This window comes from Kitasatospora sp. NPDC057542, assembly GCF_042801945.1.
In the GTDB taxonomy this organism is placed as follows: Bacteria; Actinomycetota; Actinomycetes; order Streptomycetales; family Streptomycetaceae; genus Kitasatospora.
This window is the reverse complement of record NZ_JBHVFE010000203.1, coordinates 1-15029: the sequence shown is the minus strand read 5'-3', so window position 1 is coordinate 15029 and position 15029 is coordinate 1. Positions and strand designations below refer to the sequence as shown.

The 15029-nt window shown below is 74.3% G+C and carries 16 protein-coding genes; 7 read left to right on the top strand and 9 right to left on the bottom strand.

Annotation, left to right across the window (positions count from 1 at the left end):
• Positions 1–232 precede the first annotated feature (232 nt).
• Complete coding sequence (gene lpdA / locus ACFU7Y_RS24135) at positions 233–1639, top strand: dihydrolipoyl dehydrogenase (RefSeq protein WP_224280115.1); 1407 nt, start codon at positions 233–235, stop codon at positions 1637–1639.
• 75 nt (positions 1640–1714) lie between these two features.
• Here the strand turns inward: lpdA and ACFU7Y_RS24130 are convergent, their stop codons facing one another.
• Positions 1715–2449: a sigma 54 modulation/S30EA ribosomal C-terminal domain-containing protein gene (locus ACFU7Y_RS24130; protein WP_263454930.1), complete on the bottom strand. Its 735-nt coding sequence runs from the start codon at positions 2447–2449 to the stop codon at positions 1715–1717.
• A gap of 178 nt (positions 2450–2627) precedes the next feature.
• A complete protein-coding gene (locus tag ACFU7Y_RS24125) occupies positions 2628–3887 on the bottom strand; it encodes an AI-2E family transporter (protein ID WP_224280112.1) in 1260 nt (419 codons plus the stop codon).
• Positions 3888–4143: 256 nt separating this feature from the next.
• Here ACFU7Y_RS24125 and ACFU7Y_RS24120 point away from each other — a divergent pair, with 256 nt between their 5' ends.
• A complete protein-coding gene (locus tag ACFU7Y_RS24120; RefSeq protein WP_224280110.1) occupies positions 4144–4380 on the top strand; it encodes a DUF6296 family protein in 237 nt (78 codons plus the stop codon).
• Positions 4381–4457: 77 nt separating this feature from the next.
• Here the strand turns inward: ACFU7Y_RS24120 and ACFU7Y_RS24115 are convergent, their stop codons facing one another.
• The 3 genes from ACFU7Y_RS24115 to ACFU7Y_RS24105 all read right to left on the bottom strand — a co-directional run bounded on the left by ACFU7Y_RS24115 (position 4458) and on the right by ACFU7Y_RS24105 (position 5830).
• Entirely contained in the window at positions 4458–4682 is a 225-nt protein-coding gene (locus ACFU7Y_RS24115; protein WP_224280108.1) for a hypothetical protein, read from the bottom strand.
• A gap of 151 nt (positions 4683–4833) precedes the next feature.
• Positions 4834–5142: a hypothetical protein gene (locus ACFU7Y_RS24110; protein WP_380769614.1), complete on the bottom strand. Its 309-nt coding sequence runs from the start codon at positions 5140–5142 to the stop codon at positions 4834–4836.
• Positions 5143–5377: 235 nt separating this feature from the next.
• Positions 5378–5830 carry a hypothetical protein gene (locus ACFU7Y_RS24105; protein WP_380769613.1) on the bottom strand — a complete coding sequence of 151 codons (453 nt, stop codon included), beginning with the start codon at positions 5828–5830 and terminating at the stop codon, positions 5378–5380.
• Between the two features lie 236 nt (positions 5831–6066).
• Here ACFU7Y_RS24105 and ACFU7Y_RS24100 point away from each other — a divergent pair, with 236 nt between their 5' ends.
• Positions 6067–8058 (top strand): LamG-like jellyroll fold domain-containing protein, encoded by a 1992-nt coding sequence (locus tag ACFU7Y_RS24100; RefSeq protein WP_224280102.1) that lies wholly within the window; start codon positions 6067–6069, stop codon positions 8056–8058.
• 106 nt (positions 8059–8164) lie between these two features.
• On the opposite strand, the gene ACFU7Y_RS24095 is transcribed toward ACFU7Y_RS24100, so the two are convergent.
• Positions 8165–8836 carry a TetR/AcrR family transcriptional regulator C-terminal domain-containing protein gene (locus tag ACFU7Y_RS24095; RefSeq protein WP_380769612.1) on the bottom strand — a complete coding sequence of 224 codons (672 nt, stop codon included), beginning with the start codon at positions 8834–8836 and terminating at the stop codon, positions 8165–8167.
• A gap of 85 nt (positions 8837–8921) precedes the next feature.
• On the opposite strand from ACFU7Y_RS24095, the gene ACFU7Y_RS24090 reads away from it, so the two are divergent.
• Complete coding sequence (locus tag ACFU7Y_RS24090; RefSeq protein ID WP_380769615.1) at positions 8922–10325, top strand: FAD-dependent monooxygenase; 1404 nt, start codon at positions 8922–8924, stop codon at positions 10323–10325.
• On the opposite strand, the gene ACFU7Y_RS24085 is transcribed toward ACFU7Y_RS24090, so the two are convergent.
• Positions 10292–11023 (bottom strand): SRPBCC family protein, encoded by a 732-nt coding sequence (locus ACFU7Y_RS24085; protein WP_224280098.1) that lies wholly within the window; start codon positions 11021–11023, stop codon positions 10292–10294. The two genes, ACFU7Y_RS24090 and ACFU7Y_RS24085, sit on opposite strands and share 34 nt — an antisense overlap.
• Positions 11024–11189: 166 nt before the next feature.
• Here ACFU7Y_RS24085 and ACFU7Y_RS24080 point away from each other — a divergent pair, with 166 nt between their 5' ends.
• Entirely contained in the window at positions 11190–11852 is a 663-nt protein-coding gene (locus tag ACFU7Y_RS24080) for a TetR/AcrR family transcriptional regulator (RefSeq protein WP_380769611.1), read from the top strand.
• Between the two features lie 256 nt (positions 11853–12108).
• On the opposite strand, the gene ACFU7Y_RS24075 is transcribed toward ACFU7Y_RS24080, so the two are convergent.
• Entirely contained in the window at positions 12109–12432 is a 324-nt protein-coding gene (locus ACFU7Y_RS24075; protein WP_224284680.1) for a plasmid stabilization protein, read from the bottom strand.
• 284 nt (positions 12433–12716) lie between these two features.
• On the opposite strand from ACFU7Y_RS24075, the gene ACFU7Y_RS24070 reads away from it, so the two are divergent.
• Both ACFU7Y_RS24070 and ACFU7Y_RS24065 read left to right on the top strand, forming a co-directional pair.
• A complete protein-coding gene (locus tag ACFU7Y_RS24070) occupies positions 12717–14240 on the top strand; it encodes a threonine/serine exporter ThrE family protein (protein WP_224284679.1) in 1524 nt (507 codons plus the stop codon).
• A gap of 165 nt (positions 14241–14405) precedes the next feature.
• Positions 14406–14561 (top strand): DUF6131 family protein, encoded by a 156-nt coding sequence (locus tag ACFU7Y_RS24065; protein ID WP_224284678.1) that lies wholly within the window; start codon positions 14406–14408, stop codon positions 14559–14561.
• Between the two features lie 73 nt (positions 14562–14634).
• Here the strand turns inward: ACFU7Y_RS24065 and ACFU7Y_RS24060 are convergent, their stop codons facing one another.
• A complete protein-coding gene (locus tag ACFU7Y_RS24060; protein ID WP_224284677.1) occupies positions 14635–14988 on the bottom strand; it encodes a hypothetical protein in 354 nt (117 codons plus the stop codon).
• Between the last annotated feature and the right edge of the window lie 41 nt (positions 14989–15029).

Genomic DNA, 15029 nt, shown 5'->3' with positions numbered 1-15029 from the left:
AGACAGCCCGACCACCGTGCGCGACTGCTCCGCCCAGGTCCTCCCCCTGTCATCGCCCCTGGTGGCTGCGGGTGCGGTCACCGTGGCGGAAGACCACTGACAAATCCGGCCCCGGGCCGGTACGGTGCCGCGCGGAGCGCATCCGCCGAGACCCGGTGGGTGCGCCGGGCCCGGTCCTGACACCATGGGACCGAGATCACGACACCGTGACACCCTCGGAGGAGTCAGCAACATGAGCACGCACTACGACGTCGTCGTCCTCGGCGCGGGCCCCGGCGGCTACACCGCTGCCGTCCGCTCGGCCCAGCTGGGTCTGAAGGTCGCGGTCATCGAGGCCAAGTACTGGGGCGGCGTCTGCCTCAACGTCGGCTGCATCCCCTCCAAGGCCCTGCTGCGCAACGCCGAGCTCGCCCACATCTTCACCAAGGAGGCCAAGACCTTCGGCATCAAGGTCGAGGGCCAGGTGACCTTCGACTTCGGCGAGGCCTTCCGGCGCAGCCGGTCGGTGGCCGACGGCCGGGTCAAGGGCGTCCACTACCTGATGAAGAAGAACGGCATCACCGAGTACGACGGCTGGGGCACCTTCGTCGACGACCACACCCTCCAGGTCGCGCTGAGCGGCGGCGGCTTCGAGGTCGTCACCTTCGGCCACTGCATCATCGCCGCCGGTGCCACCACCCGGCTGCTGCCCGGCACCAGCCTGAGCGACCGCGTGGTCACCTACGAGGAGCAGATCCTCACCGAGCAGCTGCCGGAGAGCATCATCATCGCGGGCGCCGGCGCGATCGGTGTCGAGTTCGCCTACGTGCTGCACAACTACGGCGTGAAGGTCACCATCGTCGAGTTCCTGGACCGCGTGGTGCCGCTGGAGGATGTCGAGGTATCCACCGAACTCGCCAAGCAGTACCGCAAGCTGGGCATCGAGGTGCTGACCTCCACCCGGGTCGAGTCGATCGACGACAGCGACCCGAACGCCAAGGTCCGGGTCACCGTCACCAAGGACGGGCAGCAGCAGGTGCTGGAGGCCGACAAGGTGCTCCAGGCGATCGGCTTCGCGCCGCGGGTCAACGGCTACGGCCTGGAGAACACCGGGGTCAAGCTCACCGACCGCAACGCCATCGCGGTGGACGGCCGCGGCCGCACCAGCGTCGAGCACATCTTCGCGATCGGCGACGTGACCGCCAAGCTGATGCTCGCGCACGCTGCCGAGACGATGGCCGTGATCGCCGCCGAGACCATCGGCGGGGCGGAGACCATGGAGGTCGACTTCGTCATGATCCCGCGCGCCACCTACTGCCAGCCGCAGATCGCCTCCTTCGGCTACACCGAGGCACAGGCCCGCGAGCTCGGCCACGACGTCAAGGTCGCCAAGTTCCCGTTCACCGCCAACGGCAAGGCGCACGGCCTCGGCCACCCGATCGGTTTCGTCAAGGTCATCAGCGACAACACGCACGGTGAGCTGCTCGGCGCCCACCTGATCGGCCCCGAGGTCACCGAGCTGCTGCCGGAGCTGACGCTGGCCCAGCAGTGGGACCTGACCGTCCACGAGGTCGCCCGCAACGTGCACGCCCACCCGACCCTGGGCGAGGCGGTCAAGGAGGCCATCCACGGCCTCGCCGGGCACATGATCAACATGTGACGCACCGGCCCCGAGCGCGCCGTGCCCCGCCGAGCGACCGCTCGGCGGGTTCCGGCGAGGGGTCCCGGCGGGCCGTCAGTCGTGCCCGGCGATCAGGCCGAGCCGGCCGTCGAAGCGGCGGTAGAGCACCCGGCCGCGGCCGCCGGCCGGGTGCGCGAAGAACAGGAACGGCAGCTCCGCGCCCGCCAGCCGGTCGACGGCCTGTGCCTCCGTCAGCCGGGGCGCGCCGTACGGGCTGAGGGTGATCGGCGAGGTCCGCCGGCCGGCCGGGCCGGCGGGGACGGTACGGGCGAGGCGGTAGCCGGTCGGCCCGACCCGGTAGACCACGGCGTCGGTCCCGGTCGCCGGATCGGCGAACAGGTGGATGTCGTAGTCCATCGCGTCCATGGTCCGGGCGGCGGCCTCCGGTGAACACCACACCAGCGAGGGCTCCTTGTGCCGGACCACCCGCAGCTCGCGGTCGGCCTCGCTGCCCGGCCCGGTGGGGGCCGCCGCGGGGTGGCCCGGCCAGGGGCGCGGCGCCCAGGCCCCGGTGACGGCCCTGATCCTGGCGTGCAGCGCGTCGCTCACCCGGTCGAGCGAGTCACCCAGCCCGGCCGCGGCCTCCTGGACGCGGATCCGCCGGCCGTCCACCTCGGCGTTCACCTGCGCGAGCACGCCCCCGGCCACGGTCGCGAGCCGGACCCTCAGCCCCTCGACCAGGATCCCCACCCCCGGAGCCGCCGCCGCGGCGGCCACCCGGGCCCGCGCCTCGGCCAGGACCTCGCCGGTCAGTCCCTCGAACGCCCTCACCGTGACCAACTCGCCCATCCCCAGGCCCTTCCACTCCCAGCCGGCGCATACCGGCGACCAGGATCCCGGCCCCCCGGCCGCGCGGCCAGGGCCCAACGGCCCCACCGCGGGGGCCGGGCGGACCAACGGCGGTCTCGCCAGGGCTCTGCTGCCGTCACTCTCGGCCGGTCCGCTGCTGGTCGGTGCCACCACGGGCTCACCCGCGGTGCCGGCCGCCTCCGCCCCGGTCCGGGCGCCGGCCTTCGTCCTTTCGGCGACCGGACCGATCGCCCACCGCAGGGGGGTCCGTCCCCGAGCGGCCGGGCGTGCCACCGGTGCGCAGCTCGCTGAGCACCGCCCAGGCCACCGACACCGCCGGCACCGCCACCACCGCGCCCAGGGCCCCCGCCAGCACCGCGCCGCCGGCCACGGACAGGGCGATGACCACCGGGTGGATGCGGACGGACCAGCTGAGCACCAGCGGATGCAGCAGGTGGCCCTCGATCTGGCCGATGACCACGATCAGCGCGAGCACCAGCAGCGCGATCACCGGGCCGCGGGCGGCGAGAGCGACCATGGCGGCGATCGCCAGGGCGATCGGGGAACCGACCAGCGGGACGAGGGTCGCCACGAACTCCAGCACCATCAGAGGCATGACCAGTGGCACCTGCAGGATCGCCAGCGCGATGCCCACCAGCACGGCGTTGGACGCCGCCACGATCAGCACGCCGCGGGTGTAGCCCGCGAAGGTCTGCCAGGCGACGCGGCCGGCGCGGTCCCAGGCGGAGCGGCTGCGGACCGGCAGCTGCTGCTGCGCCCAGGACCACATCCGGTCGCCGGAGTGCAGGAAGAACACCGAGCAGAACACCGCGAGCGCCAGCCCGGTGACCAGCTCGACGACCCGGCCGGCGCCGCTGAGTGCGGTGCTGAGCAGGGCGGAGCGGTGGGCCGAGATGAACTCGCCGATCTTGGCCCGCAGATCGGTGAGGGTGCCGGGCCGTAGGTGAAAGGGGGCGCCGGTGAGCCAGCGGTCGATCCGGGCGAGGCCGCCGCGCAGCTCGCTGCCCAGCCGGCTCCAGTCGTCGGCGACGGTCGAGCCGGCCAGCGCCAGCACCCCGCCGACGAGCACGAAGGTGCAGAGGAAGGCGAGCAGGACGGCGAGCGGGCGCGGCGTCGCCCGGGCCAGCAGGTCGACCGGCGGGCGCAGTACGGACGTGATGACCAGGGCCACGAACAGCGCGATGACCGGCAGTACGAGCCGGGCGAGGACGTCGACGACCAGATAGGCGGCGAGCCCGAGCAGCACCAGCCGCCAGGTGTACCCGGCCGCCGTCCGCAGTCCGGAGGAGACGTGCTCCCCGGACGGGGCCCGGCCCGGGCCCGGTGCCCCCGCCGGGGTCCGGCGTGCCGACACCCGGGGGCGGCGGCTGCCCAGCGGAACGGGCCGTCGGTCCGGTCCGGCGCCGTTCACTCCCACGGGCGGCCTCCTCGGGCTCGGAGGGGTGTCCTCACGTCTCGATGACCCGGGCCGTGACGGTTCGCCCTGTGGCGCCGCCGGATCCGGTCGCCCGGGCACCGAGATTTTCGGCTCCTCGGTGTGTAGGAGCGCCGGGCCGGGGCAAACGCGCAGTGACACCGGTCTTCCTCCCGGAAGGACATCGGTCCTCCGTGTACAAGCGGTCGGCCGGGGGAGGAGAATCGATGGCGCAGGGTGGGGAGAGAAGGAGGCCGAGATGAGAAGCCTCACCCGCCGTTACGCGGTGACGCTCCCCGGCCCGATCGGCGGGCACGCCCCACCGTCCGTGGTCGTCGTGCACGAGACGCAGACCGTGGGGCCCGATGGCGGCCTGGTCTGGGAGAGCTCGGACGGTGGCCTGCGGGTGGAGATCGCCGGCGGGGTGGCCACCGTCCTGGCGGCTCCCGGAACATGCAGTCGGCACCCGTGCCTGACGGCGGTGCCGCTGCCATGACCACGCGGGCATGGCGCATGCCGGAGCGAAGGCGGTGAAGGAGAGAAGGCGACGAGGGCGGACGTCGCGACGGACGGTCACTGCGCGCTGGCGGCCAAGGCCTCGCGCACGGTGACCAGGCAGGGGTCGCAGTACCGGTCCGGTCCGGCCGCACCGGTACCGTCCGCCGCCGGGACGACGCGCTGGGAGGGTTCCAGGAACCGCCCGCACAGTGAGGACGTCGCGTCGTCCTTCGCCACCACGTGCCACACCACGGCGGGCGGGGACACCGCCGGGTCGTGCTCGGCCCACATCTCGTACACGGCGCTACCTCCGGATCGTTGGGGGCTCGGTGCCTCCATGCAAACCCGGGGTCTGCCGAACAGCCACCGGGCCAGACCCGGTGGGATGGTTGTCGCTCGGTGACAGGTCGAGCACGAGGCCGCCCCGGCGTCGCCCGGGGCGGGCGCCCGCTCAGTCCCGCCGGTCGGTGCCCGGCCGCCCCGGAGCCCTGATTCCCGAGGCGGTGGTCCCCGGGCCGTCGGCCCGGTCGCGGCCCTGGCCGGCGGCCAGGCGGCGTCGGATCACCATCAGGTCGAGCCCGGCGACGCCGGCGAACCCGGCGCACAGGGCGGCGAAGAAGGCGTAGGTCCCCTGGTTGGGCGCGGGGCCCGGGCCGGCCATCGCGGCCAGTACGGCGAAGGCCACCGTCCCGACGACGAACAGGACCAGGAAGACCCGGGACAGCAGCCGTCTCAGCTCCAGGTCCGAACGGGCGGTCACCGGCTCGGTGCCCCGTCGCACCGTGTCCTGGGGCCGGAGCTGTGGTGTCGTCCGGCCGGGGCCCTGCGGGGTGCCCGGGAAGTCGTGGCGTTCGCCGCCTCGGCGACGGGCCCTGCTCCCGTGCTGCGTTCCCGGTTTGCGTGGTTCGGCCATGACGGCCCCCGAACGGAGTCAGTCGGCGGTTTCCGCCGGCGCGCCTACCCGGGTCCGGCGCCGGTACACGCCCGCGGGGCGCTCAGCCGTGCTGTTCGAGCCGCAGCCGTACTGCCAGCAGGGGCCCTTGTTCCTCGCGGCCCTCCTCGTGCGTCCGGCAGAACCCGGCGAGGGCGCTCAGCACCCGCTCGACGTCCCCGGGGCCGCCCAGCAGGTCCGCGGCGAGTGGGCCGGCCAGGGCCGCCGGTGGCCCCGGCCGGCCCGCCGCGTGGGCGTCGAAGGCCTGGGAGAGGCGCACCGACGGGCTCGGTGCGGGGCCGGCGGTGGCACCCTCGGGCTCGGGCACGGCCACCACCCGGACGCCCTCAGAGGTCACGGTGGCGGGATCCTCCCAGACGTTGCCGATCCGGGTCCGGCCGCGCCCGGTGTGGGTCGGGAAGGCGGCCTCCAGCGCGTCGAGCACCGCTTCCGCCGACTCCTGCGGGCCCGCGCCGAGCCGCACCAGCACGTGCCCGGCCGCCAGGGGCAGACCCATCGCGGCCACCTCCTCGGCATCGGCGACGCACCCGCTGACCGGCGTCCTCCCCTTCCGTTCTACGACCGGTCCGCGCGGGGACGCACCCCGGGCCCACCGGCCGGCAGGGTCCCACACCGCCCGGATGCCGATGTCCGTCGGATTCGGCCGCTGTTCAGCGGGGCGTGGCCCGGCCGATGATCTCCGACCAATCCCGGTACCTACCGTCAGGGCACACACCACTACCGGGAGCGAACATGCACGACATCCAGGCGACCGAGCGCGAGTGCGGCTGCCCGCGGACCGCGGACCTCGACGGGGAGGGGCCGGCCGCGGCCAGTCGGCGCCGGTTCCTGCGCGGGGCCGGTCTGCTGGGCGCCGGGGTCGGCACTGCCGGGCTCGGTCTGCTCGGTCCGGTGCCCGCGCAGGCGGCCGGGCCCGAGGCGGCGGGTGGGGCCGGCCCGGCCGCGAAGAAGGCGAAGAAGGGCAAGGGGAACGGGCGTTGGCAGCCCGACCCGGACGCCCGGCAGTTCACCGTCGTGGTCATGCCGGACACCCAGTACCTGTTCGACCAGGACCGGATCCACCCGGCGCCGCTGGAGGCCTCGGTCCGCTACGTGCTGGACGGCGGGGTCAACCGGGAGGACGGGACGGACGACAACATCGTCTTCCTGGCCCACCTCGGCGACGTCACCGAGAACGGACTGGCCGTGGAGTACGCCGCCGTCGGCAAGGTGTTCGGCCTGCTGGACGACGCGGGCGCGGCCTACGGGGTGCTCGCCGGCAACCACGACGTCCGCTCCTCGACCGACGACCAGCGCGGCAGCACCCCGTACCTGGAGACCTTCGGCAAGGCCAGGGCCGCCCGCACCGCCGGGTACCGCAGCTCCAGCCCGGACGGCTACAACACCTGCCACGTGTTCCGGGCGGCGGGCCGCGACTGGATGGTGCTCTCGCTGGACTGGCGGCTCTCCGAGGCCGGCTTCGCTTGGGCGAACGCGGTGATCGCCGCCGACCCCGGGCTCCCGGTGATCCTGACCACCCACGACCTGGCGCACGCCGACGACAGCGGCCGCGCCGAGCTGTCCGACTACGGGAAGCAGCTCTGGGAGCGGCTGATCAGCGGCAACGACCAGATCTTCCTGACCGTCAACGGGCACTACTGGCCGCCCGGGCGCACCGTGCTGAAGAACAGGGCCGGCCACGACGTGCACGTCCACATCACCAACTACCAGGACCGCTACTACGGTGGCGCGGCGATGGTCCGGGCATACCGCTTCGACCTCGACCGCAACACCGTCGACGTGTCGACCTTCTCGCCGTGGATCCAGCAGATCGCGGCCGAGGAGCGCAACGTGCTGGCGGCCCAGGAGGCCGAACTGACCTCGGACGTCGACCGCTTCTCGCTCGCGATCGACTTCGACCGCCGCTTCGCCGGCTTCGCGCCCGTCCCGCAGCGCCCGGCGCGCCGGGGGAGCGACCTGCTGGTGCGCGACACGGTGGTCTACTGGCGGTTCGACAACGGCGGCGGGGACGGTACGTCCGTCTCCCCGCAGCAGGTCGTCAAGGACCTGAGCGGGCAGGGCAACGACCTGCTCTGGCAGAGCGCCCCCGGCACGCCCGACGGCGCGCTCAGCTGGTCCACCGAGCACCACCCGGACCAGCCGGGGCACGGCAGCCTGCTGTTCAAGGGCACCCGCTCGCCGGTCCGCGGCGGCTACCTCCAGACCGTGCCCACCGCGCCCGTGAACCGGGAGACCTTCGAGCGCGGGTTCACCGTCGAGGCCTTCTTCAAGCTGCCCGCCGACTGGGACTCCGCGCAGAGCCGCTGGTCCGCCCTGCTCAGCCGGTGGGGGATGAGTGCCGAGGCGGGCAGGAGCGGGCCCGGTACGGACGCGGAGGAGCCGATCGTGACGCTCAGCGTCTCCGACGGGCCGGCCCTCCAGTGGTGCGTCTACCCGCTCAACCAGACCGGGGCGTCCACCTGTTGGGGCCACCAGCTGCCGCTGGACCGGTGGTGGCACGTCGCGGTGGTCAACGACGGGAAGCTCAGCCGGATGTACGTCGAGGGCTGCGAGGTGGTGCGCAACCCGGCGACGCCCGCGGTCGGGCTGGCCACGCTGGGGCGGCCGTGGATGCTGGGCGGCTATGCGTACGCGGGGGTGCTGGACAAGGTCTTCCACGGGTACATCGGGGACGTCCGGATCGTGAAGCGGGCGCTGCGGGTGGGTGAGTTCATGACTGCCTGACCGCCCCCTCCGAAGCACGGACACCGTCGGGCCCCGGTGCGGGCCCGGCGGTGTCGTCGTCCGGAACGGCGAGCCGGCGCCGGGCGTGACGGCCGCGCCGGAGCCGTCAGCCGCGCAAGGTGGCCTCGACCCCGGCGAGCACCGCCGCCAGGCCCTGTTCGAAGCCCTCGTCGAAGTCCCGGAACATCACCCGGCCCGACTCGGCGGCCAGCGGGTGGGCGGCCAGGCGCTCGGCGCGGGCCTCCACGTCGTAGCCCCCGGTGCCGTCGAAGGGGTTGGGACCCATGGCCTGCTCCTCGATGACGTAACCGATGGTGTAGCTGTACGCGGTCAGCCAGGCCCGGGCGGCGGCCGCCGGGGTGAAGCCGGACTCGACCAGCAGGCGCAGCGAGGCGTCCAGACCGGCCGCGTAGCCGGTGTCGGTGAACCGGGTGCCGCTGTAGACCTTCGCGCCGTCGCGGTAGCGCAGCAGTTCGGCGCGCAGGGTGCGCATGGTCCTCAGGTAGGTCTCCCGCCAGTCGCCCGGGGCCGGGTCGCCGTCGGCCCCGGCGGCCGTGCCCGCCGCCCGGGCCGTCATACGGCGCATCATCTCGGTCGCCATCTCGTCCAGCAGCGCCTGCTTGTCCTTGAAGTGCCAGTACAGCGCGGGTGCCTTGACGTCGAGCCGGGCGGCGATGGCGCGCAGCGTCAGGCCGTCGAGGCCGGCCTCGTTCAGCAGGTCCAGCGCGGCGTCGACGACCTGGCCGCGGTCGAGTTTGGGGGTTCTCTGCGGGGTCACGGTTGACAGTTTAACGCCGTTAAGTGCATGCTGTCGGCACGAGCTACTTAACAACGTTAAGGAGGTTGCCGTGGCTCCTAGCGGCATGCACGCGGACGTCCTGATCATCGGCGCCGGGCCCACCGGACTCGCCCTCGCGCTGGACCTCGCCCGGCACGGCGCCGCCGCGCTGGTGGTCGAGCGCGGCGCGGAACTCTTCCCCGGCTCGCGCGGCAAGGGCCTCCAGCCGCGCACGCTGGAGGTGTTCCACGACTTCGGCGTGCTCGACCGGGTCCGTGCGGTGGCGGGGCACTATCCGCCCAACCTGATCTGGCGGGACGGCGAACCGCAGGGCGAGCACCGGATGTACGACCCGGCCGAGCCCTCCGAGGCCGAGCCCTACACCGAGGTGCTGATGCTGCCCCAGTGGCGCACCCAGCAGGTGCTGTACGGGCGGCTGCGCGAGCTGGGCGGCGAGGTCGCGTTCGGGCGGGAGCTGGTCGGCCTGACGCAGGACGAGGAGGGCGTGACCGCCGAGTTCGCCACCGGCGGCCCGGTCCGGGCGCGCTACGTCGTCGCGGCGGACGGCGGGCGTTCGACGGTGCGGCGCCTGCTCGGCATCGGGATGACCGGGGAGACCGTCGACCCGGACCCGATGCTGGTCGCGGACGTCCGGGTCGACGGACTGGACCGCGAGCACTGGCACGTGTTCCGGTCCGAGGAGGGACTGCTGGCGATCTGCCCGCTCGGCGGCACCGAGGACTTCCAGCTGGTGGCCCAGTTCCGGCAGGGGGCGGCCGTCGACCTCACCGTCGAGGGGCTGCGCAGGGTGGTCGCGGCCCGCTCCCACCTGGCCGCCGAGCAGGTCACCGAACTGCGCTGGATCTCCGAGTTCCGCCCGCGCGCGGCGCTCGCGGACCGCTTCCGCGCCGGCCGGGTGTTCCTCGCGGGCGACGCCGCGCACGTCCACTCGCCGGCCGGTGGGCAGGGTCTGAACACCAGCGTCCAGGACGCCTACAACCTGGGCTGGAAGCTGGCCGCGGTGCTGGCCGGGCGGGCGGACGAGGCGCTGCTCGACAGCTACGAGGAGGAGCGGCGGGCCAACGCGGCGGCGATGCTGGAGCTGTCCACCCGCGTCCACCGCGGCGAGGAGCGCCGCGGCCGGGCGACCCGGCAACTCGGCCTCGGCTACCGGGAGTCCACGCTCTCGGTGGAGACCCGCCCGGGCCTCCCGGCGGACGCCCTGCGGGCCGGTGACCGCGCCCCGGACGGCCGCCGGGGCGGCACCCGGCTGTTCGACGCCTTCCGCGGCCCGCACTGGACGCTGCTCACCGTCGGCACGGACGCCGCGCTGCCCGCCGTCACCACTCCGGTGGTCCGCATCCCGGCGTACGAGGTGTACGGCACCGGGGTGTTCCTGGTCCGGCCGGACGGCTACCTCGGCTGGGCCGGTGCGACGGCCGACGGCCTCGCGGCCTATGCGGGCCGGCAGGGGCTGCTCGCCCCCTGATCGGCGTCCGACCGGTGTCGGCCACCAGGGCGGCCGGTCGCGGGGCCGCCGGTCGGTCCGGCGGGGCGGTCCTCCTGTGCGCGGGTCTCGGCGGTGGTCTTCAGGTCGTGCAGCCAGCCTTCGAGACCCTGGCGGAGGACGGCGGTGGCGGCCGGGACGTTCGCGTCGACCTGGGGGCCGGTGTGGGTCTCCTCGGTGCGCACCAGGACGCCGCCGGGCACCTCGGTGAAGTTCCACACGTGGACGCCGTCGATCCGCAGCCCGGTCGCGACCGCCGGGCCGGTCCAGCGGACGCAGGAGCCGGGCCGCAGCTGCCGGACGGTGGAGGTGATCTCCAGGCTGGCGTCGGCGGACGCGGGGTTCGGGGGCAGCGGGGTGGTCCAGCGGAACGCCGAACCCGGGTGCAGCGGGCCGCTGTCTAGGCGCTCGGCGCTCTGCACCGGGGCCTGCCAGTCGGGCCAGCGCTCCACGTCGCTCTGGAGCCGCCAGACGGTGCGCAGCGGTGCGTGGATCACGGTCTCGGTCCGGTAGCGGACGCGGGCGTCGGGGTCGACGCCCGCCCCGTGGCAGGTGAGCGAGGAGCCGGGGCGGTGGGCGGTGGCGGCGCCGGCGGGCGCCGCGGCGGCGCCGAGCAGGCCGAGGGTGAGCGGGACGGTCAGGAGGGCGGTGCGGATGCCGGTGCTGCGGGTGGCGGACATGGAACTCCCCATTCACTGGTCGGCCGTCGGGACGGCGCCGCGAGCTAGATGCTCACGCCTTCGTGAGAAGTTGTAACTCCGCAGGAGCTGAGAGGTCAACAGGTTTCGTGATAGCTTCTAACGGAAGCGTGAATATGTAGTCGGGTGACTCGGAGAGCGGCAGGCCATGGCGAGGACGGATGCGGGCACCCCGCGCGAGCGCTACCGATCCCAGGTGCGCGAGGAGATCAAGGCGCACGCCTGGGAGCAGATCGCCACGGCCGGCGCCTCGGCGCTCTCCGTCAACGCGATCGCCAAGCGGATGGGCATGAGCGGCCCCGCGCTCTACCGCTACTTCGCCGGCCGCGACGAGCTGATCACCGCACTCGTACGGGACGCGTACCGCAGCCTCGCCGACACCCTCGGCGCGGCCGCCGCCGAGGGCGCCGACCTGCCCGGGCTCGCCCACGCCCTGCGCGGCTGGGCCCTGGCCGACCCCCAGAGGTACTTCCTGATCTACGGCACCCCCGTGCCCGGCTACCACGCGCCCGAGGACACCACGGCCGTCGCCGACGAGGTCATGCGGACGCTGGTCGACGCCTGCGCGGCGCTCGCTCCGGCCGGACCGGACGCCGGGGAGGCGCCGTTCGCCACCCACCTGGTGGGCCACCGGGACTGGGCCGGCGAGCAGCCGGCCCCGCCCGAGGTGCTCCACCGCTTCCTGGTCTTCTGGACCCGCCTGCACGGCGTGCTGTCACTGGAGCTCGCCGGGCACTTCACCGGCATGGGCTTCCGGCCCGAGCTGCTCTTCGAAGCCGAGCTGGACAGCCTGCTCGCGCCGCGGTTCTGACCGGCGCCGCGGTGCCGGCCCGGCCGCTCACCGGCACCGGGCGGCGGCCTCAGCCCTGCCCGGGGTGCGGCTGCGGGAGCGGCGCCGGGCCGGGGTCCGGGAACGGCTCCGGCGGCGGGACCGGCGGGATCGGCGGGGGCGCCGGGTCGGGCTCGCCCGGCCATGGCCCGGGGTCGGGATGGGGGGTCGGCCGGGTGTCCGGGTCCGGGGGCATCGGGACGGTCATCGAGGCACCTCCTCGGGCGGAGCGCGCCGCTCAGTAGCCGAGCGCGCTGGCCAGCCGGCGCTTGTTCATCTTCGAACGGCCCTTGATGCCGCGCTGCTTGGCCTCGTTGTACAACTGGTCGTAGGTCGGGCCCTGGGAGCCCTGGTGCGAGCGCTGACCGCCGCGCCGACCGGAGGACATGTCATGGGTCGAGCTCCGACTGGCGGTCCTCGACTCGCCGTGCCGGGCGCGCTCCTTGTTCACCGTCCGGGCCGCGATCTCCTTGGCCCGCTTCTCGCTCTCGCCCCGGTCGAGCGCGCTCTCCTTGATGTGCTCGTACTGGCGCTCCCGCTTGGGACTCGATCCGCGGGGCATGACCGACGCCTCCCTTCCTGTGCGGGGTCGTTGCGTAGGCGCGTCTACCCGCAGGCGCCGCCGCGAATCCGGCGGTCGGGCCCTCGTGCGGCCTGCCCCTGGGTCCGGTGGCCGGCCGTCCCTTCGCCCCCGAGGTCGGCACGCGCGGGGCGATGGGGCGTGTACTGCCGGTCGTGCTCCGGTTCGGACGGGTGTGCCCGGTGTGACGCGTTCGCCACAGCATCACTCCGGGTAATTGACCGGCTGCACGATGGTGGCGGAGGGGGTGGGGTCAGGGAGTCGCGATGACGGAACACGAGCAGCTCGGCGCGCAGGCCGGCCCGGAAGGACGCCCCACCAGGCCCGAACGGGTGCCGCCCCAGGCCCCCGGGCCCGGAAGGCGACGGGCGGGTGCCCGGCCCGGAACGACCGGCGACGACACCGCGGCCCCCTGGCCCGACGCGATGCTGTCGCTGCTGCGCACCCCGACGGCCGACCGCAAGCCCGCGCCGGAGGGGGTAGGAGCAGAGCGGTCGGAGGGCGTCGAGCCGGCGCAGGTGCTGGACCTCGCGCTGCTGGTCGGCGAGCTGCTGCTGGCCAGCGGTGAGGCGGCCGAGGACGTCGAGGCCGCCATGCTCGCCGTCGCGCGCGCCTACCGGGTCCACCCCTGCGACCCGCAGGTCACCTTCACCCGGGTGGCGATCTCGTACCAGCCGGGCCCGTCGGAGCCCTCTCTGACGGCCGAGTGCTCGGTCCGCCGCCCGGCCGTCGACTACGCGCGGCTGGCCGCCGTGTTCCGGCTGGTCACCGAGATCACCGTGCGCGGGATGGCCGTCCCCGAGGCGCACGGCCGCCTGGTGGCGGCTCGCCGGCGCAGCCGCCCCTACTCCGGCCGGCTGTTCGTGCTCTCCTGCGGGGGGATGGCCGGGGCCGCCACGCTGCTGATCGGCGGCCGGGCCGACGCCAGGGCCTGGCTGGTGTTCGCCAGCGCCCTCGTCGCCGCGCTGCTGGGCGAGCGGTTCTCGGCCCTGGTGGCGCGCCACGACCTCCCGGCGTTCTACCAGTTCGTGGTGGCGGCGGTGCCCGCCGCCGTGATCGGCATCCTGCTGTCGTTCAACGGGCTGCACCTGCGCGGATCGGTGGTGATCACCGGAGGGCTGTACGCGGTGCTGCCGGGGTGGCCCATGGTGGCGGCGGCCCAGGACGGCCTGGCGGGCTTCTACCTCACCGCCGCCGCCCGGTTGCTCGAAGCGCTGTACCTGATGGCCGGCGTGGTGATCGGGGTGATGACGGTGCTCTACGTCGGCGTCAACAACGGCGCCGACCTCGCCGCCCAGGACGTCCCGCCCGGGGCGGTGAACCCGCCGCTGCAACTCGCCGCCGCGGTGCTGCTCACCCTGGCGTTCGCGGTGCTGCTGAACACCGAGCCGTCCACGCTGCCGGCGGTCCTGGTGAACAGCGCGGCCGGCTGGGCCACGTACGGGGTGCTGGTGAACGCGGGCGGCGAGCCGATCCTGGCCACCGGCCTGGCGGCCGGGCTGGTGGGGCTGTCCGGTCAGCTCATGGCGCGCTGCCGGGGCAGTTCGGCGCTGCCGCACATCACCGCCGCGCTGGGGCCGCTGCTGCCCGGCTCGGTGCTGTACTTCGGGATGCTCGCGTTCGTCCGGGGCGAGCCCGAGGTCGGGCTGAGCGGCATCGGGCGGGCCGGCGCGATGGCGATGGCCCTGGCCATCGGTGTCAATCTGGGCCGCGAGCTGGCCCGGCTCTTCCTGCCCGCGCCCCGGGTGGCCGCGCCGCCACGCCGCCGGGGCGGACGCCACCGGCGCTGACGGGGGAGCGACGGACCGGTTTGCCCGGGCGGTAGCGCGGTACACGCGTGGGTTGTGGAGAACGGGCCGGGCAACACCGGCCCCGCTTCCCGGGGACGGCCCGACCGGTTCGAGCCGACGAGGCCGCCCCCGCCGCCAGCCATCCGTCAACCCCGGGAGACCATCGTGATCATCCTCGGTGTCATCCTGCTCATCGTCGGCTTCGTCACCAGCATCTCGATCCTCTGGACCATCGGCATCGTGCTGGTCGTCATCGGTCTGGTCCTGTGGGTCGCCGGAGCGCTCGGACACGCCGTCGGCGGTCGCCGCCACTACTACTGACGCGGCCTGACCCGCGCTCAGCGCCGAACGCCCGACACACCCCGATGCACCTGACACGTCCGGCCCGCCCGGCTCAGGGGCGGTCCTCGTGCAGTCCGCACAGCCAGGCCAGTGCCCGGTGGACGCCGAGCACGTAGCTGTGGTCCTCCCCCCGGGCACGGACCCGGTGGAGGCGGACGGCGGCGGCCTGGCACTCGGCCAACAGCTGCGCGTGGCCCGGTCCGGTGGCGCCGGACGTGGCGGCAGCCGTCGCGGCGGCGGTGACCGGGGCCGCGATCTGGGCGCCGGCGGCCCATCGGTAGGCGCCGAGCACGCCGTGCTCGAAGCCGGTCCAGGGCCGGGGGCGCCGGTTGACCCTGTCGATCGCGGCGAACACCTCGTCCAGCGGGCGCACTCCCACGGCCGGGACCGTCTCGTCACTGGTCATGTCCGCAACCTACGTCCGCCCGGCACCGCCCGCCCCCGGGG

Excerpts from the sequence above, each read along its gene's own strand:
- ACFU7Y_RS24070 (WP_224284679.1), top strand. The coding sequence starts at position 12,717 with ATGACGGAACACGAGCAGCTCGGCGCGCAGGCCGGCCCGGAAGGACGC.
- ACFU7Y_RS24060 (WP_224284677.1), bottom strand. The coding sequence starts at position 14,988 with ATGACCAGTGACGAGACGGTCCCGGCCGTGGGAGTGCGCCCGCTGGAC.
- ACFU7Y_RS24130 (WP_263454930.1), bottom strand. The coding sequence starts at position 2,449 with ATGGGCGAGTTGGTCACGGTGAGGGCGTTCGAGGGACTGACCGGCGAG.
- ACFU7Y_RS24090 (WP_380769615.1), top strand. The coding sequence starts at position 8,922 with ATGCACGCGGACGTCCTGATCATCGGCGCCGGGCCCACCGGACTCGCC.
- ACFU7Y_RS24085 (WP_224280098.1), bottom strand. The coding sequence starts at position 11,023 with ATGTCCGCCACCCGCAGCACCGGCATCCGCACCGCCCTCCTGACCGTC.
- ACFU7Y_RS24075 (WP_224284680.1), bottom strand. The coding sequence starts at position 12,432 with ATGCCCCGCGGATCGAGTCCCAAGCGGGAGCGCCAGTACGAGCACATC.
- ACFU7Y_RS24100 (WP_224280102.1), top strand. The coding sequence starts at position 6,067 with ATGCACGACATCCAGGCGACCGAGCGCGAGTGCGGCTGCCCGCGGACC.
- ACFU7Y_RS24105 (WP_380769613.1), bottom strand. The coding sequence starts at position 5,830 with ATGGGTCTGCCCCTGGCGGCCGGGCACGTGCTGGTGCGGCTCGGCGCG.
- ACFU7Y_RS24120 (WP_224280110.1), top strand. The coding sequence starts at position 4,144 with ATGAGAAGCCTCACCCGCCGTTACGCGGTGACGCTCCCCGGCCCGATC.
- ACFU7Y_RS24080 (WP_380769611.1), top strand. The coding sequence starts at position 11,190 with ATGGCGAGGACGGATGCGGGCACCCCGCGCGAGCGCTACCGATCCCAG.
- lpdA (WP_224280115.1), top strand. The coding sequence starts at position 233 with ATGAGCACGCACTACGACGTCGTCGTCCTCGGCGCGGGCCCCGGCGGC.